This is a genomic window from Pseudomonas sp. R3-57 (assembly GCF_051132065.1).
GTDB lineage: Bacteria > Pseudomonadota > Gammaproteobacteria > Pseudomonadales > Pseudomonadaceae > Aquipseudomonas.
The window spans coordinates 5,960,707-5,982,944 of sequence record NZ_CP071655.1 but is presented as its reverse complement, the minus strand read 5'-3'; the positions used below and the strand labels follow the sequence as shown (position 1 = coordinate 5,982,944).

Below are 22,238 nucleotides of genomic sequence, written 5' to 3'. Positions count from 1 at the left end.
CCCTCGGAAAAGAACCAGCGTCGTGCTGTCAGCAGCATAGCCAACTGTGCGCAAGTATGCGGTGCAACGATGAAATCGTCACCGGGGTGACTGACACAACGCAACGGCCGCCCCTGAGGGCGGCCGTTTTGTTTATGCATCAGCTGTTGTTGTGGTCGACCTTGATGGTCGGGTCGCTGCCGGCGATCAGGTTGTGCAGGCTGGCGCTCGACCAGTTGTTGCCTTCCAGTTTGATCGTCACGTCCGGTGTTGCCGCTGCAGCATCGCCGGAGTTGAATTTACCCGCCGAGCTGACTTGCAGCGAGGACGTGCCGTCGACCGTGGTGATCTTCAGGAAGTTGTCGATGGTGCTGCCGGTTTCGCCCTGCAGCAGGTCGCGCAGGTCGATGCGGTCACCGTCGGCGGCCTTGAAGTCCTTGATCACGTCACTACCGGTGTCGCCTGCCTTCCAGACAAAGGTATCGGCACCGGAACCACCGATGAGGATGTCGTTGCCCTTGCCACCGATCAGCGTGTCGTTGCCGCTGCCGCCGAGCAGGATGTCATTGCCTTTGCCGCCATCGAGCAGGTCGTTGCCGCCCGAGCCGAAAAGGATGTCATTGCCCGCGCCGCCCAGCAGGGTGTCGTTGCCGTCATGCGCACCGGACACATCGAACGCCTGATAGTGCTCGGTGATGTACTGGTGCACGTTGCTGGTGCTGACTTTGCTGACGTCGACGCCGGTTTCCTTGGCGACGAACGCCTGCATTGCCTGATAACCCTCACCGGCAATGCCGTTGAAGCTGACCAGATCGCCGAACAGGATGTCGTTGCCGTCGCCGCCGTTGACGGTGTCGTTGCCCGGCATCGTCGCTTCGGTGTGGCCGATGATCGAGTTGGCGAGGTCTTTCGGATCGATGTTGGTCTGCGGCGTTTTATCCGAATCGTAGGGCTTCAGATCGTTAAGGCTGACGCCGCTGTTGAGACCGATGGCTTCGACGTTCGACAGGCCATTGAGCAACGCGAAGCTGCTGGTGGAATTGTCGGTGGTGTACCAGTCGGTGCTGTTGCCGCTGCCGTTCAGACTCGACAGCTCGTAGGTGCCGTCACCCTGAGCGTGGATAGTGCCCAGGTTGCTCCAGTTCCAGTTGCCGTTTTTGTACGTCTGCAAAACCACAGTGCCAGCGCCGTTGATGCTCAGGTAATGAGTGTTGTCGATGTACGTGCTGAAGCTGTCGCCCGGCTTGTAGTTGCTGGTATTGACAACGCTGTCGAGCCTGACGCTGCCGTACAGCGTCGGGTTGGTCTGTTCGCCGCTCTGGTAGTAGGTCGGCTGGCCGTCGGTGATGAAGTACGTAAGGTTCTTCGCCCCGGTGTTGGCCACCGCGTCAGCGCTCTGGAACCAGTTGGCCGTGGTCTTGAACACGTCCTCGTAGTTGGTGCCGCCACCGGAGCCCATCGAGTCGAGCACGGCTTTGAGCTTGGTCAACGCGTTCGGGTCGTTGAGGTTGACCGACACCGATTTGTTGACCTGAGTATCGAAGTCCACCAGGAAGATGTTCACCGTGCCTGAGTTGCTGCCGCCCAGGCTTTGCTTGAGGGTGTTGAACACCGAGGTCAGCGAGTCCTTGGCCGCGTTGAGCGACGATGCGCTCATGCTGCCGGAGCTGTCGACCATGAAGGCGATGTTGTAGTTGGTGCCCGGCACCACGGTCAGACCGCCGATGTCGGCGACCATGATGTCGTTGCCGTCGGTGCCGTTGAACGTGTCGTCGCCCGCTGTCGCAACCGCCGCGTTGTACACCGCAGGCACCACAGTGACCGGAATGGTCGCGGTGCTGCTCGCCGAACCGCCGACCATTTCAGTGGAGGTCGAGGTCACGGTCAGGTTGAACTGGCCGTTGTAGTAGGTCGGCGGGGTCACGGTCAGGCTGCCGAGATTCCAGCCAGTGACGTTGGCTTCGCCATTGCTCGCGGTAACGGTGAAGGTATGCCCGGCACCATCGCTGAGTACCGAACCGACCGGTGCGCCGCTGATTTTCACGCTCAGGGTTTCCGAGCCGTCAGTATCGGTCAGCGCGGTGCTGATTGCCGACAGTTTCACCGTGGTGCCTTCGGCGCCAGTGTTGAGCTTGTAGCCGTCGTAATAGCCTTCGCCGTTAGTGCCGTGCAGATCGGAGACGGTGACGCCCGAGTTGATCAGATCCTGCACGCCGGTGTAGATCGGCACGCCTGCATTGCTCAGGTCGATCGGCGTGCTGCCATTGACCGACAGGTTGACGTCGTAGCTGCCCGGGCCGCTCTGGTTGTGGTGGTAGATGTCGAGTGTGTAATAGCCGCTGGTGGTCGGGGTGAACGAACCGTTGATCGCCCCGCCCGCCCCCCAGGTACCCGACGCCACGCTCTTGCCGCCGATGGTGATCAGCAAGCTGTCATCGGCGACACCACTGAAGGTGTAGGTCTTGCCGGCTTCCAGGTAGATCAGGCCCGAGGTCTTCGATGCCGTACCGGCGGCTACGCTGCCGTCGGACTGCACGTTGGTCACGCTGCCGCTGGAATTTGGCGTGCCGGCGCCATCGATGACGTTTTTCAACGTGGTCGAGTCCGCGCCATTGCCGCTGGTACCCAGGCCGGACAGACCGGTCCAGACTTCCTTGATCAGCCCGGTGGACTTCACGCTGTTGTCGGCCACGTTCACAGTCGGCGCGTCTGCCACTGGCGTGATGTCGATTTTTACCGTGCCGGTGTTGCCCAACAGTTGACCGTCGGTTGGCTGGAACTTGATTTGCACGTAATCCGCCTGGTTGTTGCCCAGGCCGCTGCCGCCGTAACCGTTGACACCCGACTCGTTGGCATCCGGCATGAAGCGCAGCTTGCCCGCGTCGATGTCGGCCTTGGTGAAGGTCTGGTTATTGGCCACGTCCTTCCAGGTCGAACCGTCCAGATACTGCAGTTTGCCTTCGCCCGGCAGCTGGGTGATCTTGATCCCGAGGCTGCTGGCCGGGCTATCAACGTCGCTGACACCGAAGGTCGACCAGCCGAGTACCAACGGCGTGTCTTCGCTGCCGGTGACATTGCTCGGCGCCGCCACCGGTGCGTCATTGACCGCCACCACGTTGACCGTGGTGGTCGCGGTGTTGGAGTAGTTGCTGCCATCAGTCACGGTCACGGTGATGGTCCGCGGCACGGTGCTCGGGTCTTCACTGCTGTTAGTGAAGCTGATGTTTTTGATCACCTGCATGTAATCGGCCAGCGTCGCGTTACCCGACAGGGTCAGGGTTACCGTGCCGTTGGTGCTGTTGGCATTGATGGTGATGCCGTTGACGCTGTTGCCCAGGTTCAGCGCATCGCCGTCCTGACGGTTGGTCAGCACTACAGTGGCGCCGGTGAGCAGGGTGCTGTCCGGGTCGGTGATCTTGATATCGGTGTCGGCAATCGACACGCCCGCGCCCGGAGTGTTCTCGGTGAACGTGACTTTGTAATCGGCACCGGTGGCGCCGCTGGAGTTGTTGGCATCCAGGTCGAGTACCGGCGGCGCATCGTTGTCGATGATTGAAGTGCTGACACTGCCGTTGGTGGCGCTGACCGCAAGGTTCTCGAAGTTGCCGCCAGTGGCCGAATCGATCTTGACCACGAAGTTCTCGGTGCCTTCGGTGATCTTGTCATCGAGAGTGGCGACGTTGAACTGCGCGCTGCTCGCGCCCGCCGGGATCTTCACGGTATAGACGCCGGTGAAATCCGAACCGTCGGCGGCGGTGCCGCTGTAGACGATTTTCAGGGTCACTTCGGTTTGCGCCGGGTGGTTCAGGCTGACCGTGTAGGAGGCAGTCTGGCCTTCGGTCACCGAGGTGCTGCCGCTGATGCTGACGGTGGTGGTGTCGACGGTGTCGGTGACGCTGGTGACCGCTGGAGCGGTGCTGGTAACGAGATTTTCGAAACCGCCACCGCTGGTGCCGGTGATAGTTGCCTGCACACTGCCGGCATCTTTGTAGACGTCATCGGACGGCGCAGCAACAGTTGCGGTGCCGATGGTTTCGCCAGCCTTGATGGTGATCACGGCACCGTTCGACAAAGTCACGGTCACTGGCGAGCCAGCGGCGTTGGTCAGGGTTGCGGTGTACGTAATCTGACCACCCTCGGCCACAGAACCGGTCGCAGACAGCGTCAGGTTTGTAGTGTCGACGGTGTCGGTGACGCTGGTTGAGACCGGAGTCTTGTCGGCAACCAGATTCTCGAAGTTGCCACCGCTCACATTGGTGATCGAGTTGGTGATCGGCGCATGGCCGGTCAACGCATCGTTCGGCGCAATGGTGGTCGCGGTTCCGGTTGTCTGGCCAACACCGATGGTGATGGTTTGACCGTTGGCCAAGGTTACGACAACCGGCGAACCAGTCACTGGCGCACCGACGGTTGCGGTGTAGACGACGTTGCCGCCTTCAGCCGCAGTGGCGGTCGCGGTCAGTTTGACCGAGGTGGTGTCGATGGTGTCGGTAACACTGGTCACTGCCGGAGTTGTGCTCGGCACCAGATTTTCGAAGTTGCCACCGGTGGCGCTGGTGATCGTCGCCTGCACGGAGCCGGCGTCTTTGTAGACGTCATCGGACGGTGCCGGAACGGTTGCGGTGCCGGTAGTTTCGCCAGCCTTGATAGTGATCACGGCGCCGTTCGACAGCGTCACCGTCACTGGCGAACCAGCGGCGTTGGTCAGGGTTGCGGTGTAAGTGATCTGACCGCCTTCGGCCACGGTGCCGGTTGCGGACAGCGTCAGGTTTGTAGTGTCGACGGTGTCCGTAACGGTGGTGCTGACCGGTGTTTTGTCTGCAACCAGATTCTCGAAGTTGCCACCGGTCACGTTGGTGATTGAGTTGGTGATCGGTGCGTGACCGGTCAACGCGTCGTTCGGCGCTGCGGTGGTCGCGGTGCCGGTGGTTTGGCCGATGCCGATGGTGATGGTTTGACCGTTGGCCAGGGTTACGACAACCGGCGAACCAGTCACTGGCGCACCGACGGTTGCGGTGTAGACGACGTTGCCGCCTTCAGCCGCAGTGGCGGTCGCGGTCAGTTTGACCGAGGTGGTGTCGATGGTGTCGGTAACACTGGTCACTGCCGGAGTTGTGCTCGGCACCAGATTTTCGAAGTTGCCACCGGTGGCACTGGTGATGGTCGCCTGCACGCTGCCGGCGTCTTTGTAGACGTCATCGGACGGTGCTGGAACGGTTGCGGTGCCGGTGGTTTCGCCGGCCTTGATGGTGATCACGGCGCCGTTCGACAAGGTCACGGTCACTGGCGAGCCAGCGGCGTTGGTCAGGGTCGCGGTGTACGTAATCTGACCACCTTCGGCCACAGAACCGGTCGCGGACAGCGTCAGGTTTGTAGTGTCGACGGTGTCGGTCACGGTGGTGCTGACCGGTGTTTTGTCAGCAACGAGATTCTCGAAGTTGCCACCGCTCACATTGGTGATCGAGTTGGTGATCGGTGCATGGCCGGTCAACGCATCGTTCGGCGCAATGGTGGTCGCGGTTCCGGTTGTCTGGCCAACACCGATGGTGATGGTTTGACCGTTGGCCAAGGTTACGACAACCGGCGAACCAGTCACTGGCGCACCGACGGTTGCGGTGTAGACGACGTTGCCGCCTTCAGCCGCAGTGGCGGTCGCGGTCAGTTTGACCGAGGTGGTGTCGATGGTGTCGGTAACACTGGTCACTGCCGGAGTTGTGCTCGGCACCAGATTTTCGAAGTTGCCACCGGTGGCGCTGGTGATGGTCGCCTGCACGCTGCCGGCGTCTTTGTAGACGTCATCGGACGGTGCTGGAACGGTTGCGGTGCCGGTGGTTTCGCCGGCCTTGATGGTGATCACGGCGCCGTTCGACAAGGTCACGGTCACTGGCGAGCCAGCGGCGTTGGTCAGGGTTGCGGTGTAAGTGATCTGACCGCCTTCGGCCACGGTGCCGGTTGCGGACAGCGTCAGGTTTGTAGTGTCGACGGTGTCCGTAACGGTGGTGCTGACCGGTGTTTTGTCAGCAACGAGATTCTCGAAGTTGCCACCGCTCACGTTGGTGATCGAGTTGGTGATCGGTGCGTGACCGGTCAACACATCGTTCGGTGCGGTGGTGGTCGCTGTGCCGGTGGTTTGGCCGATGCCGATGGTGATGGTTTGACCGTTGGCCAGGGTAACGACAACCGGCGAACCAGTCACTGGCGCACCGACGGTTGCGGTGTAGACGACGTTGCCGCCTTCAGCCGCAGTGGCGGTCGCGGTCAGTTTGACCGAGGTGGTGTCGATGGTGTCGGTAACACTGGTCACTGCCGGAGTTGTGCTCGGCACCAGATTTTCGAAGTTGCCACCGGTGGCACTGGTGATGGTCGCCTGCACGCTGCCGGCGTCTTTGTAGACGTCATCGGACGGTGCTGGAACGGTTGCGGTGCCGGTGGTTTCGCCGGCCTTGATGGTAATTACGGCGCCGTTCGACAAGGTCACGGTCACTGGCGAGCCAGCGGCGTTGGTCAGGGTTGCGGTGTAAGTGATCTGACCGCCTTCGGCCACGGTGCCGGTTGCGGACAGCGTCAGGTTTGTAGTGTCGACGGTGTCCGTAACGGTGGTGCTGACCGGTGTTTTGTCTGCAACCAGATTCTCGAAGTTGCCGCCGCTTACGCCAGTGATCGAGTTGCTCAACGGAGTGTTGCCGGTCAGCGCGTCGTTCGGAGCGGTGTAGGTGATGGAGCCAGTGGTCTGGCCAACAGCGATGGTGATGTTCTGGCCGTTGGCCAGAGTCACGACCACAGGCGAGCCAGTCACTGGCGCACCAACGGTAGCGGTGTACGTCACGGTGCCGCCTTCAGCCACCGAGGTATCAGCCGTCAGTTTGACGGTCGAGGTATCGATGGTGTCGGTAACTGTCGTCACGGCTGGAGCGGTGCTCGGAACAAGGTTCTCGAAATTGCCACCGGTGGCGCTGCTGATCGTCGCCTGCACGGAGCCGGCGTCTTTGTAGACGTCATCCGATGGCGCAGCAACGGTTGCGGTGCCGGTGGTTTCGCCAGCCTTGATGGTGATCACGGCACCGTTCGACAAGGTCACGGTCACTGGCGAACCAGCGGCGTTGGTCAGTGTTGCGGTGTAAACAATCGAACCGCCCTCAGCGACCGAATTGGTGGCACTGAGCGAAAGGTTGGTGGTGTCGACGGTGTCCGTAACGGTGGTGCTGACTGCTGTTTTATCGGCAACAAGGTTCTCGAAGTTACCGCCGCTCACGTTGGTGATCGAGTTAGTGATCGGCGCATGACCGGTCAACACATCGTTCGGTGCGGTGGTGGTCGCGGTACCAGAGGTCTGGCCGACGCCGATGGTGATGGTCTGACCGTTGGCCAACGTCACCACAACCGGAGAACCGGTTACCGGAGCGCCAACAGTAGCGGTGTAGGTAACATTGCCACCTTCCGCAGCCGACTCGGTGGCAGTCAGTTTCACCGTGGTCGTATCGATGGTGTCGGTAACGCTGGTTACTGCCGGAGTCGTGCTCGGCACCAGATTTTCGAAGTTGCCACCGGTGGCGCTGGTGATCGTCGCCTGCACGGAGCCGGCGTCTTTGTAGAGGTCATCGGATGGTGCCGGAACGGTCGCGGTGCCGGTGGTTTCGCCGGCCTTGATGGTGATCACCGCGCCGTTCGACAAAGTCACGGTCACTGGCGAGCCAGCGGCGTTGGACAATGTCGCGGTGTAAACAATCGAACCGCCCTCAGCGACCGAATTGGTAGCGCTGAGTGACAGGTTCGTAGCGTCGACGGTGTCGGTCACGGTGGTGCTGACAGGAGCTTTGTCCGCCACCAGGTTTTCGAAATTGCCGCCAGTCACATTGGTGATCGAGTTGGTGATCGGCGCATTGCCAGTCAGCGCATCGTTCGGTGCGGTGAAGATTGCGTTACCGGAAGTCTGCCCGACAGCAATAGTGATGTTCTGGCCGTTGGCCAAGGTCACGACGACAGGCGAGCCGGTAACCGGCGCACCGACGGTGGCGGTGTAAGTGACGGTGCCGCCTTCAGCCACCGACGTATCGGCCGTCAGTTTGACGGTCGAGGTATCGACGGTGTCGGTAACTTGGGTGACCGCGGGCGTGGTGTTCGGAACAAGGTTCTCGAAGTTGCCACCGGTAGCGCTAGTGATCGTCGCCTGCACGGAACCGGCGTCTTTGTAGACATCGTCGGCTGGTGCCGGAACGGTTGCGGTGCCGGTGGTTTCGCCAGCCTTGATGGTGATTACGGCGCCGTTGGACAGGGTCACGGTCACTGGCGAACCGGCAGCGTTGGTCAGCGTAGCGGTGTAAACGATCGAGCCACCTTCAGCCACGGAGCCCGTCGCACTCAGCGACAGATTTGTAGTGTCGGCTACATCGGTGACGGTGGTGCTGACTGGGGTTTTATCAGCCACGAGGTTTTCGTAGTTGCCGCCAGTCACGTTGGTGATCGAGTTGGTGATCGGCGCGTTGCCGACCAGCGCATCGTTCGGTGCGGTGGTGGTCGCGGTACCAAAGGTCTGGCCGACGCCGATGGTGATGGTTTGACCGTTGGCCAGGGTTACCACTACTGGCGAGCCGGTTACTGGTGCGCCGACAGTTGCGGTGTAGACAACGTTGCCGCCTTCAGCAGCTGTGCCAGTCGCGGTCAGTTTCACCGTGGTCGTATCGATGGTGTCGGTGACGCTGGTGACCGCTGGCGTGGTGCTCGGAACGAGGTTTTCGAAGTTGCCACCGGTGGCGCTGCTGATTGTTGCTTGCACAGAGCCGGCGTCTTTGTAGACGTCATCGGATGGCGCAGCGACGGACGCGGTGCCGGTGGTTTCGCCAGCCTTGATGGTGATCACGGCACCGTTCGACAAGGTCACGGTCACTGGCGAACCAGCGGCGTTGGTCAGTGTTGCGGTGTAGGTGATCTGACCACCTTCAGCCACAGAACCTGTAGCACTCAGCGTCAGGTTCGTAGAGTCGACGGTGTCCGTAACGTTGGTCGAAACCGGCGTCTTATCGGCAGCGAGGTTTTCGAAGTTGCCGCCAGTCACGTTGGTAATCGAGTTAGTGATCGGCGCATGACCGGTCAACACATCGTTCGGTGCGGTGGTGGTCGCGGTACCAGAGGTCTGGCCGACGCCGATGGTGATGGTCTGACCGTTGGCCAGCGTCACCACAACCGGAGAACCGGTTACCGGAGCGCCAACAGTAGCGGTGTAGGTGACATTGCCACCTTCCGCAGCCGACTCGGTGGCAGTCAGTTTCACCGTGGTCGTATCGATGGTGTCGGTAACGCTGGTTACTGCCGGAGTCGTGCTCGGCACCAGGTTTTCGAAATTGCCACCGGTGGCGCTGGTGATCGTCGCCTGCACGGAGCCGGCGTCTTTGTAGACGTCATCCGATGGCGCAGCAACGGTTGCGGTGCCGGTGGTTTCGCCAGCCTTGATGGTGATCACGGCACCGTTGGACAAGGTCACGGTGACTGGCGAACCAGCGGCGTTGGTCAGGGTTGCGGTGTAAACAATCGAACCGCCCTCAGCGACCGAATTGGTGGCACTGAGCGAAAGGTTGGTGGTGTCGACGGTGTCCGTAACGTTGGTCGAAACCGGCGTCTTGTCGGCAACGAGGTTTTCGAAGTTGCCGCCAGTCACGTTGGTAATCGAGTTAGTGATCGGCGCATGACCGGTCAACACATCGTTCGGTGCGGTGGTGGTCGCGGTACCAGAGGTCTGGCCGACGCCGATGGTGATGGTTTGACCGTTGGCCAACGTCACCACAACCGGAGAACCGGTTACCGGAGCGCCAACAGTAGCGGTGTAGGTGACATTGCCACCTTCCGCAGCCGACTCGGTGGCAGTCAGTTTCACCGTGGTCGTATCGATGGTGTCGGTAACGCTGGTGATAGCCGGAGTCGTGCTCGGCACCAGGTTTTCGAAATTGCCACCGGTGGCGCTGGTGATCGTCGCCTGCACGGAGCCGGCGTCTTTGTAGACGTCATCGGATGGCGCAGCGACGGACGCGGTGCCGGTGGTTTCGCCAGCCTTGATGGTGATCACGGCGCCGTTGGACAAGGTCACGGTGACTGGCGAGCCAGCGGCGTTGGTCAGTGTTGCGGTATAGGTAATCTGACCACCTTCGGCCACGGTGCCGGTCGCGGACAGCGACAGGTTGGTGGTGTCGGCAACGTCGATGACGGCAGTCGATACCGGTGTTTTGTCTGCAACCAGATTCTCGAAGTTACCGCCGCTCACGTTGGTGATCGAGTTAGTGATCGGCGCATGACCAGTCAACACATCGTTCGGTGCAGCGGTGATCGCGGTGCCGGTAGTCTGGCCAACACCGATGGTAATGGTCTGCCCGTTGGCCAATGTCACCACAACCGGAGAACCGGTTACCGGCGCGCCAACAGTAGCGGTATAGGTGACATTGCCACCTTCGGCGGCCGACTCGGTGGCAGTCAGTTTGACGGTGGTTGTGTCTACGGTATCCGTGACGTTGGTCACCGCCGGAACGGTGCTTGGCACCAGGTTCTCGAAGTTGCCGCCGGTTGCATCCTTGATGCTGACTTCGACTTTGCCGGCATCTTTGTAGACGTCATCGGATGGCGCCGCCACGGTTGCGGTGCCAGTGGTTTCGCCAGCCTTGATGGTGATTACGGCGCCGTTCGACAGGGTCACGGTCACCGGTGTGCCGGCCGGGTTGGTCAGCGTTGCGGTGTAGGTGATCTGGCCACCTTCGGCTACCGAATCACTGGCAGTCAGATTCAAATTGGTGGTGTCGGTGGTGTCCGACACCGTGGTGTCCGCGGACTTGCTGTCGGCCACCAGTTTTTCGTAGTTGCCGCCCGTGGCGCCATCGATGGTCACGCTCAGCGAACTGCCGCCCGCCAGCGGACTGTTCGGCGCGACATAGTTGACGCTGCCGCTGGTTTCGCCGACGGCGATGGTAATGGTCTGGCCGTTGGACAGGCTGACGACCACCGGCGAGCCCGTGACTGGCGCGCCCACGGTCGCGGTGTAGACCACGGTTTCGCCTTCGGCGACGTTCGCCGTAGCGCTCAGCGATACGGTGGAGGTGTCGATGGTGTCGTTGACGTTGGTCACCGCCGGAACGGTGCTAGTGACGAGGTTTTCGAAGCCGCCACCGGTGGTGCCTTTGATGGTCGCTTCAACGCTGCCGGCGTCTTTGTAGACGTCGTCCTTCGGTGCATCGACGGTCACGGTGCCGGTGGTTTTACCGGCATCGATGGTGATCGTGGCGCCGTTCGACAGGGTCACGGTGACTGGCGAACCGGCGGCGTTGCTCAGGGTCGCGGTGTAGGTGATCTGCCCGCCTTCGTTCACCGAACCGGTGGCGCTGAGCGTCAGGTTGGTGGTGTCGGTGGTGTCAGTCACGGTGGTGCTGACCGGCGTTTTGTCGGCCACGAGGTTTTCGTAGTTGCCGCCGCTGACGTTGGTGATCGCGTTAGTGATCGGCGCGTGGCCGGTCAACGCATCGTTCGGTGCGGTGATGGTCACAGTGCCGCTGGTCTTGCCGACTTCGATGGTGATGTTCTGACCGTTGGCCAGATTGACGACAACCGGCGAACCGGTGACCGGCGCGCCGACCGTGGCGGTGTAGGTGACAGTGCCACCTTCGGCAGCGGTCTCGGTGGCGGTCAGTTTGACCGCGGTGGTGTCGACGGTGTCAGTGACATCGGTGACCGCCGGCGTGCTGCTCGGCACCAGGTTTTCAAAGTTGCCGCCCGTGGCGTCCTTGATCGTGACTTCGATTTTGCCGGCGTCTTTATAGACATCATCGGTTGGGGCTGGAACAGTCACGGTGCCGGTGGACTTGCCGGCTTCGATAGTGATCACCGCGCCGTTCGACAAGGTCACGGTGACCGGCGTACCGGCGGGATTGCTCAGGGTCGCGGTGTAGACAATCGAACCGCCTTCGGCGACGGAGCCGGTCGCGGACAACGACAGGTTGGTGGTGTCGGCAACGTCAGTCACCGCGGTCACTGCGGGAGTCTTGTCGGCGACGAGGTTTTCGTAATTGCCGCCGCTGGTACCGTCGATTTTTACGCTCAGCGTGTTGCCACCGGCCAGAGCATCGTTCGGTGCGGTGAAGTTGACGCTGGCGTTGCTGGCGCCGACCGGGATGGTGATGATCTGGCCATTGGACAAGGTCACGACCACCGGCGAACCGGTGACTGGTGCGGTCACGGAAGCGGTGTACACCACCACGCCGCCTTCGACGGTGCTGGCGCTGGCGGTCAGCGAAACAGTGCTGTTGTCGATGGTGTCGGTGACGTTAGTCACCGCCGGGGTCTTGTCGACCACCAGGTTTTCAAAATTGCCGCCGCTGGTCTTGGTGATGCTCGCATCGACCTTGCCGGCGTCCTTGTACACGTCATCGCCCGGTGCGGCGACGGTCGCAGTGCCGCTGGTCGCGCCTTTGGCGATATTGATCACCGCACCGTTGCTCAGGGTCACGGTCATTGCCGTGCCGGCCGGATTGGTCAGGGTCGCGGTGTAGACGATCGAACCGCCCTCGGCAACGGTGCCGGTGGCGCTCAGGCTGATATCGGTGGTGTCGACGCTGTCGGTGACTTTGGTCACGACCGCAGAGCGATCGGCATCGACCTTTTCGAAGTTGCCGCCGGTGTGGCTGGAGATCGCCGTCTGCACCTTGCCGCCATCCACATATGGCGTGTTGGCCGGGGCAGGGAAGTTCACCGAACCGCTGGTGGCACCGGCAGCGATGTTGATCACCGCGCCGTTGGCCAGGGTTACCGTCATGGCGGTGCCGGCCGGGTTGCTCAGGGTCGCGGTGTAGGTGATCTGGCCACCTTCGCTGACGGTGTCGCTGGCGGTCAGGGTCAGGCTGGTCTTGTCGACGGTGTCGTTGACCGTGGTGCTGACCGGGGTCTTGCTGACGTCGAGTTTCTCGAAATTGCCGCCGCTGGCGTCGGTCATGGTCACGGTGAGCTTGCTGACATCTTTGTAGACGTCATCGCTCGGCGCGGCGATGGTCACCGAGCCACTGGTCTTGCCAGCCTCGATGGTGATGGTCTGGCCGTTGCTCAGGTTGACGGTCACCGGCGTCTGCGCGGCGTTGGTCAGGGTCGCGGTGTAGGTGATCGAGGTGCCTTCGAGCACGTAGCTTTCGGCGCTGAGGGTCAGGTGCGTGGTGTTGACGGTGTCGGCGACATTGGTTACCGCCGGCGTCGGGTTGGCGACGAGGTTTTCGAAGTTGCCGCCCGCAGTGTCCTTGATGGTCACTTCGACTTTGCCGGCGTCTTTGTAGACGTCATCGGCAGGCGCCGGAACGGTCACGGTGCCGGTGGTCTTGCCGGCGTCGATGGTGATCGTCGAACCGTTGCTCAGGGTCACGGTGACTGGCGTGCCGGCCGGGTTGCTCAGCGTCGCGGTGTAGACGATCTGCCCGCCTTCGTTGACGTTGCCGGTGGCGGTCAGCGCAACGGTGGTGGTGTCGACGGTGTCGGTCACGCTGGTGCTGACCGGGGTCTTGTCGGCAACCAGATTTTCGTAGTTGCCGCCGCTGACGTTGCTGATCGAGTTGGTCAACGGTGCGTGACCGATCTGGACGTCATTCGATACGGGGGTGGTAACGCTGCCGGTGGTCTGGCCGACGGCGATGGTGATGTTCTGGCCGTTGGCCAGTGTTACCACGACTGGCGAGCCGGTAACTGGCGCGCCAACAGTCGCGGTGTAAGTGACGGTGCCGCCTTCGGCGACAGAAGTATCGGCGGTCAATTTGACTGTCGAGGTATCGATGGTGTCGGTGACTGTCGTCACGGCTGGAGCAGTGCTTGGTACCAGGTTTTCGAAGTTGCCACCGGTGGCGCTGGTGATCGTCGCCTGCACGGAGCCGGCGTCTTTGTAGACGTCATCGGCAGGTGCAGCAACGGTCGCGGTGCCGGTGGTTTCGCCAGTCTTGATGGTGATCACGGCGCCGTTCGACAAGGTCACGGTCACTGGTGAGCCAGCGGCGTTGGTCAAGGTCGCGGTGTAAGTGATCTGGCCACCTTCGGCCACGGATCCTGTCGCACTCAGCGACAGATTGGTGGTGTCGGCAACGTCGGTGACGGTGGTGCTGACCGGGGTTTTATCGGCCACGAGGTTTTCGTAGTTGCCGCCGGTCACGTTGGTGATCGAGTTCGTCAGCGGAGCGTTGCCAGTCAGGGCATCGTTCGGTGCGGTGGAGGTGACGGAACCCGTGGTCTGGCCGACGGCGATGGTGATGTTCTGACCGTTGGCCAAGGTCACGACAACAGGCGAGCCGGTGACGGGCGCGCCGACGGTGGCGGTGTAAGTGACGCTGCCGCCTTCGGTAACCGAGGTGTCTGCGGTCAGCTTCACCGTCGAAGTGTCGACGGTGTCGGTGATTTCGGTCACTACTGGCGTAGTGTTTGGAACCAGGTTTTCGAAGTTGCCGCCGGTGGCGTCCTTGATGCTGACTTCGACCTGACCGGCGTCTTTGTAGACGTCATCGGCAGGGGCTGGAACGGTAACGGTGCCGGTGGTTTTGCCGGCGTCGATGGTGATCACCGAGCCGTTGCTCAACGTCACGGTGACGGGTGTGCCCGCCGGATTGGTTAACGTGGCGGTGTAAGTAATCTGGCCGCCTTCGGCCACGGAGCCGGTGGCGCTGAGGCTCAGGCCGGTGTCATCGACCGAGTCGGTGATGGTCGTAACTGCTGGCGCGGTGCTCGGCACCAGGTTTTCAAAATTGCCGCCGGTAGCGCCGGTGATGGTGGTGCTGACAGTGCTGCCATTGTTGTACACGTCATTGGCCGCAGTCGGCACGTTGACGGTACCGACGGTTTCGCCGGCAGCAATGGTAATGGTCGAGCCGTTGGACAGGGTGACGGTCACCGGCGTCTGCGCCGGGTTGGTCAGGGTCGCGGTGTAAGTGATCTGGCCGCCTTCGACAATGTTATTGGTCGCGGTCAGGGTCAGGCCGGTGTTATCGACCGAGTCGGTGATGGTGGTCACCGCTGGTGTGGTGTTCGGCACCAGATTTTCGAAGTTGCCGCCGGTAGCGCCGGTGATGGTGGTGCTGACGGTGCCGCCGTTGTTGTAAACGTCATTCGGCGCAGTTGGCACGTTGACGCTGCCGGTGGTCTGGCCGGCACCGATTGTGATGGTCGAGCCGTTCGACAGAGTGACGGTGACCGGGGTTTGCGCCGGGTTGGTCAGCGTCGCGGTATAGGTGATCTGGCCGCCTTCGACAATGTTATTGGTCGCAGTCAGGGTCAGGCCGGTGTCATCGACCGAGTCGGTGATGGTCGTGACTGCTGGCGTCGGATTCGGCACCAGATTCTCAAAGTTGCCGCCGGTTGCGCCGGTGATGGTGGTGCTTACGGTGCTGCCATTGTTATAGACGTCGTTTGCCGGCGTCGGCACGTTGACGCTGCCAGTGGTCTGGCCGGCGCCGATGGTAATGGTCGAGCCGTTCGACAGAGTGACGGTGACCGGGGTTTGCGCCGCATTGGTCAGCGTCGCGGTATAGGTGATCTGGCCGCCTTCAACGATGTTGTTGGTCGCAGTCAGGGTCAGGCCGGTGTCATCGACCGAGTCGGTGATGGTCGTGACTGCTGGCGTCGGATTCGGCACCAGATTCTCAAAGTTGCCGCCGGTAGCGCCCGTGATGGTGGTGCTGACGGTGCTGCCATTGTTATAGACGTCGTTTGCCGGCGTCGGCACGTTGACGCTGCCAGTGGTCTGGCCGGCGCCGATGGTAATGGTCGAACCGTTCGACAGAGTGACGGTCACCGGCGTCTGCGCCGGATTGGTCAGCGTCGCGGTGTAGGTGATCTGGCCGCCTTCAGTAACGGTCGGGGCGGTCGTCAGGGTGACGGTGGTGGTGTCGACGGTATCGGTGACCTGGGTAGTCGCCGGAGTGGTCGGCGAGGTCACGGTGATGCCGTTGCCGCCGGTGGTACCGGTGACGGTCACGTCGATTTGCGTCGGGTCGTTGTACACCGTGTCGTTCGGCGCCAGCGGTACGTTGACAGTGCCGGTGGTGGAGCCGGCCGGAATGATGATCACCGAGCCGTTGGACAGGGTGATGGTCAGGTCGGTCAGCGGCGCCTGGGTCAGGGTCGCGGTGTACACCAGCACGCCGCCGGCTTCGGTAATGGTCGGCGTGGCGCTCAGGCTCAGGGTCGAGGCGCGCAAAGCATTGGTGGTGGTATCGGTGGTCAGGCCACCGGTGGTGTCCTGGGTGACTTGCCCGGCGGAGTTGATCCCGGCAGTCGGGAAACCAATGGTCGGGTCGACACGGCCAGCGGTCGCGTCGAGCATGACGAAACTGTGGCCGCCACCGGCTGCACCACCGGTACCCGCGGCGCTTGGGCCAGCTGCGGTGGATTCAAGCGCGGTGGTCGGGTCGACGCCGGCGGCGATGGCTTGCTGCAGTTCTTCAACAGAAGGCGCAGCCTGCGCGGTGGCTTCAGCCAGGTCGGTGCTGGAGTCGGGCGCGCTGGCGCTCCACTGCGTATCGCGACCCAGATCGAGGGTACGGCCATCGGCCAGTTCCAGCGACACGGCGCCGGACAGCCCGGTATCGATCTGATCGCCGACGTACAGGCGATCGCCTTCAACGAGTACGCGTCGCACGCCCTCTGGGGACACCACGAAAACCTGACCGACAATGCTTTTGACGATGGCAACAACACTGCTCATTGAAGACTCTCCGGGGTGTCGCGTTCAGTTGACTTCCATGGACCTGACGGGCGTCGGCGCCACTTCAGTCTGGACGTGTTTCTAGAAAATGGATAACTTGTTGACGCTGTATTTCGTCAATTATTTGGCTATAAATTTTCGCGATTAACTTTATGCCAAACTATTGACCTTATGGGTGCCATCCTAAACAATCGCCCCACTAATGTCACATTGATATTTCCGCGGCGACCTGTCCTTCAGCCTGTCATCCAGTTCCTCTTTTGAACTTTCCGACATACGGTCTTTCGGGTTGCCATCATCCGACGCAGCGCCACGTTTTTGCTGTGATTCAAGACAAGAAGTTCTGGGAAATTCCAACCATGCGTTCGCTTTTGCTCCTCGTCGCGCCCTTCGCTCTCGCCGCTTCATTCGTACAAGCACAATCCTTACCAGAAGCCATGCAACAGGCACTGGATGTCCATCCGGAGATTCAGGCGGGGGTCAACAGTCGTTTGGCGGCGGATTATCAGTTGAAAGCGGCGAAGGGCGGATACCTGCCCAAGGTCGATTTGCTGGGCGGTTATGGCCGTGAAGGCACCGACAGCGTGACCACTCGCGCCAACGGCGGCGGCAACCACTGGGAGACGTTGAATCGCAGCGAGTCAAGTTTACGTCTCTCGCAAATGGTTTTTGACGGTTTTGCGACCTCCAATGAGGTTGCGCGTCAACAAGCCAACGTCAGCTCCCGTGCCTACTCATTGCTCGGCACGTCCGAGCGCACCGCGCTGACCGTCGCTCAGGTCTATCTGGATGTGCTGACCCGCCGTGAATTTGTGCGTCTGGCCGAGGAAAACCTCAAGAGCCACCAGCGCATCTACGACCAGATCCAGTTGCGCACCCAGCGCGGCGTGGGCAGCGGCGCCGACCTTGATCAGGCCGAAGCGCGGATGGCCCAGGCCCGCAACAACCTGATCACCGAGCAGACCAACCTCGCCGACTCGGAAACCAATTTCCTCAGCGCCGTCGGCCAGATGCCCGATCAACTGGAGCGCCCGGCGCCGTTCATGGCGATGATGCCGGCCAACCTCAACGAGGCCCGCGCGCAGATGCTGGAAAACAGCCCGATCCTGCGTTCGGCCGAGTCGGATATTGCCGCTGCCGAGAAGCAGTACGCCACCGCCAAGTCGACCTTCTACCCACGTTTCGATGCCGAGCTGGGCCGCACCGCCGACAACGACCTCGATGGTCAGAACGGTCACAACAACGAATGGCAGGCGATGCTGCGCATGCGTTTCAACCTGTATTCCGGTGGCAGCAACAAGGCTGATCTGGAATCCAAGTCGTACCTGGCCAACCAGGCGCTGGACATCCGCAACAACGCTCTGCGCCAGTTGAACGAAGAGCTTGGCCTGGCCTGGAACGCCCTCAACAACGCCAATGCGCAGGTGCCGATCGCCCAGCAATACGTCGATCACAGCACCTCGGTGCGCACCGCCTACCAGCGCCAGTTCAGCCTCGGCGAACGTACCCTGCTGGATCTGCTCGATAGCGAAAACGAACTGTTCACCGCGTCGCGGCGTCTGGCGGAAATCAAGAACATTCAGTTATTTACTCAGTACCGAATCAAGGCGACCATGGGCGAATTGCTCAGAAGTCAGGGCGTGGTTGCGCCGTTGGCATCGGTTGTGCAGAACGATGTGAAACCCAAGGTCCAGCTGCCTGGGATGAATTGAGTTATCCCTTTCAACTGTCAAAGAGTGTCGAGCGTGGAATCAGAAGTCAGTCGAGTTCAACTCAGCCATGATCCACGCGCGTTGCATGACGATCCGTTATTGGACGGTCTGCTCGCCCTTTGCATGCTGCACCAGAAGCCGGCCAGCGCCGCGATGCTGACCACCGGCCTGCCGCTGCCCAAACAACGCCTGAGTGTCGAGCTGCTGCCGCGTGCAGCAGCTCGCGCCGGCCTGCAAGGGCGGGTGCTGCAGCGCAAACTGGAAGAAATCCCGGCGATCGCCATGCCAGCCTTGCTGCTGCTCAAGGATGGCCGCAGTGCCGTGCTGCTCGGCTGGCAGGGCGACAGCGATGCGCGGGTGCTGCTCAGCGAAAGCGATGGCGGCGAGTCGACCGTCAGCCGCGAACTGCTCGCTGACGACTACATCGGCAAAGTCTTCTTCGCTCAGCCGCAACACAAATTCGACGTCAACCACGGGACGCTGATTCCGCGTGCGCGCTCGTGGTTTCGCGACACCCTCAAACGCTCGCGCTGGCTTTACGCCGATGCGATCGCCGCGAGTTTCCTGATCAATATCATCGCCATGGCCGCGCCGCTGTTCGTGATGAACGTGTATGACCGCGTGGTGCCGAACCAGGCCGAAGCGACCCTGTGGGTGCTGGCGCTGGGCATTACCGGCGCGTACATCTTCGATCTGATCCTGAAAAGCCTGCGCAGTCTGTGCCTGGACCTGGCCGGGAAGAAAACCGACCTGATCATCTCGGCGACGCTGTTCGAACGCATCGTCGGCATGGCGATGAAGTACCGCCCGGCGCGGGTCGGCAGCTTTGCGCAGAACATCCATGAATTTCAGAGCCTGCGCGACTTCCTCGCCTCGCTGACCCTGACCAGCCTGATTGATCTGCCGTTTACCATTCTGATCTTCATCGTGATCGCCATTCTCGGCGGGCATCTGGTGTGGATCCCGGTGCTGGCCTTCCCGATCGCCTTGCTGATTGGCTACGCGTTGCAGAAGCCATTGGTCGCGACCATGGAGCGCACCATGGCCCTCGGTGCCGAGCGCCAGTCGAGCCTGATCGAAACCCTCGCCGGCCTCGACGCGGTCAAGGTCAACAACGCCGAAAGCGAGCGCCAGTACCAGTGGGAGCAGACCATCGGTACCCTCAGCCGCCTCGAACTGCGAGTGAAAATGCTTTCTGGTCTGGCGATGAACATCACCCTGCTGATCCAGCAACTGGCCGGGGTGATCATGATCGTCTTCGGCGTCTACCAGATCATCGCCGGCAACCTGAGCATGGGCGGGCTGATCGCCTGCTACATGCTCAGCGGTCGCGCACTCAGCCCGCTGGCCTCGCTGTCCGGTCTGCTCACGCGCTACCAGCAGGCGCGGGTGACCATGACGTCGGTCGACCAGATGATGGAGCTGCCGCAAGAGCGCAATTTCGAAGAACGCCCGCTGAGCCGCAAGGTGCTGCAAGGTGCCATCGAGTGCCGCCAACTGAGTTTCACCTACCCGGAACAACAGAACCCGGCGCTGAAAAACATCAACCTGGTGATCCGTCCCGGCGAGAAGATCGGCATCATCGGCCGCAGCGGCTCGGGCAAGAGTTCGCTGGCGAAACTGCTGGTTGGCCTTTATCAACCGGACGACGGCGCGCTGCTGGTCGATGGCGTGGACATCCGCCAGATCGACGTCAGCGAACTGCGCTACAACATCGGCTACGTCCCGCAGGACATCCAGCTGCTGGCCGGCACGTTGCGCGACAACCTGGTGTCCGGTGCGCGTTATGTCGAAGACGAACTGGTCCTGCAAGCCGCCGAACTGGCCGGCGTTCACGAATTCGCTCGCCTGCATCCGCAAGGTTATGAACTGCAAGTCGGTGAGCGTGGGCAGAACCTCTCCGGCGGCCAGCGGCAGAACGTTGCCCTGGCGCGGGCGCTGCTGCTCAATCCGCCGATTCTGCTGATGGACGAGCCGACCAGCGCCATGGACAACACCGGCGAAGAACGCCTCAAGCAACGCCTCGCGGCGGTGATCGAAAACAAAACCGTGGTGCTGGTGACGCACCGGGCTTCGCTGTTGTCGCTGGTCGATCGCCTGCTGGTGGTCGATCGCGGGCAGATTCTCGCCGACGGCCCGAAAGCCGCGGTGATGGAAGCGTTGAAGAAGGGGCAGATCAGTGTTGCTTAAGTCCGGTGTCAAGGAGTCGATCCGTCGCTACTTCAAGGGTTCTGCTTCGCTGCAGGGCCAGCCGCTGCCGGAGGTCAACAAGGCGCTGATCGAAGACGCTCCGCGCGTCGTGCGTCTGACCATCTGGGCGATCATCGGCTTCTTCGTGTTCCTCATGCTCTGGGCCAACTTTGCCGTGATCGACGAAGTGACCAAGGGCGACGGCAAGGCAATTCCGTCGTCGAAGATCCAGAAAATCCAGAACCTCGAAGGCGGCATCGTCGCCGAACTGTTCGTCAAGGAAGGTCAGATCGTCGAGGCCGGCGCGCCGCTGATTCGTCTCGACGACACGCGTTTTGCCTCCAACGTTGGCGAAACCGAGGCTGATCGCCTGTCGATGCTGCTGCGTGTCGAGCGCTTGAGCGCGGAAGTCGACGACCGTCCGCTGAATTTCCCCGAGGACGTGCTCAAGGCTGTGCCGGGTCAGGCCAAAAGTGAAGAATCGCTGTACATCAGCCGCCGCCAGCAACTGCACGACGAAATCGGCGGCTTGCAGGAGCAGTTGATCCAGCGCCAGCAAGAGCTGCGCGAGTTCACCTCCAAGCAGGCGCAGTATCGCCAGCAACTGGGCCTGCAACGTCAGGAAATCAATATGTCCGAGCCGTTGGTGGCGCAGGGCGCGGTGTCGCCAGTGGAAGTGCTGCGGCTCAAGCGCGCGGAAGTCGAAACCCGCGGCCAGCTCGACGCGACCACCCTGGCCATTCCGCGTGCCGAATCGGCGATCAAGGAAGTGCAACGCAAGATCGACGAGACTCGCGGCAAATTCCGCAGCGAAGCGCTGACCCAGCTCAACGAAGCACGCACCGATCTGAACAAGGCCCAGGCCACCGGCAAAGCGCTGGAAGATCGGGTCAGCCGTACGCTGGTTACTTCGCCAGTGCGCGGCATCGTCAACAAGCTGCTGGTCAACACCATCGGCGGCGTCATCCAGCCGGGCAGCGACATGGTCGAAATCGTGCCGCTGGACGACACCCTGCTGGTCGAAGCGAAGATTCGCCCGCAGGACATCGCGTTCCTGCATCCGGGACAGGAAGCGATCGTCAAATTCACTGCCTACGACTACACCATTTATGGCGGGCTCAAGGCCCAGCTCGAGCAGATCGGCGCCGACACCATCACCGATGAAGACAAGAAAACCACTTATTACATGATCAAGGTGCGCACCGAACGCAGCCATCTGGGCACCGATGAAAAGCCGCTGCTGATCATTCCGGGGATGGTCGCTTCGGTGGATATCATCACGGGCAAGAAGTCGGTGTTGAGCTACCTGCTCAAACCGATCATTCGCGCGCGGGCCGAGGCGTTGCACGAGCGCTAAATCTTTATTGGCCTTTCTGGCCTCATCGCGAGCAGGCTCACTCCTACAGTGATCGCATTCCATCTGAAGAAACGCAATCAACTGTAGGAGTGAGCCTGCTCGCGATGAGGCCAGCGCATTCGCTACTGTCCGTCGCTAAGTGACATAAATCGTCACCCAGCCCGCACCAACCGCCATATCGTTATTCTCTAACGGTATTTAATTTCCGATTCTTATACCTATAAAGTCATCCCACTGCGTACCTGCCGACCAATCGGCGCGCCGCACGAGCTGAACCAACACGCAATCCAGCGTGAGTGTCTGA

4 protein-coding genes are annotated in these 22,238 nt (G+C 61.4%); 3 read left to right on the top strand and 1 reads right to left on the bottom strand.

The genetic code is table 11. The annotated features are described in order from the left end of the window. Window positions 1-139: 139 nt before the first annotated feature. Window positions 140-16,675, bottom strand: coding sequence for a LapA family giant adhesin (locus J3P93_RS26790; protein WP_434593723.1), 16,536 nt, complete (start codon window positions 16,673-16,675; stop codon window positions 140-142). Between the two features lie 359 nt (window positions 16,676-17,034). Here J3P93_RS26790 and J3P93_RS26785 point away from each other — a divergent pair, with 359 nt between their 5' ends. The 3 genes from J3P93_RS26785 to J3P93_RS26775 are packed head-to-tail and all read left to right on the top strand — an operon-like array spanning window position 17,035 to window position 21,934. After that, entirely contained in the window at window positions 17,035-18,387 is a 1,353-nt protein-coding gene (locus J3P93_RS26785) for a TolC family outer membrane protein (RefSeq protein ID WP_434593720.1), read from the top strand. Between the two features lie 33 nt (window positions 18,388-18,420). Next, window positions 18,421-20,577 (top strand): type I secretion system permease/ATPase, encoded by a 2,157-nt coding sequence (locus J3P93_RS26780; protein ID WP_434593717.1) that lies wholly within the window; start codon window positions 18,421-18,423, stop codon window positions 20,575-20,577. After that, window positions 20,567-21,934 carry an HlyD family type I secretion periplasmic adaptor subunit gene (locus J3P93_RS26775; protein WP_203420236.1) on the top strand — a complete coding sequence of 456 codons (1,368 nt, stop codon included), beginning with the start codon at window positions 20,567-20,569 and terminating at the stop codon, window positions 21,932-21,934. Before J3P93_RS26780 ends, J3P93_RS26775 begins: the two co-directional genes overlap by 11 nt. Window positions 21,935-22,238 lie beyond the last annotated feature (304 nt).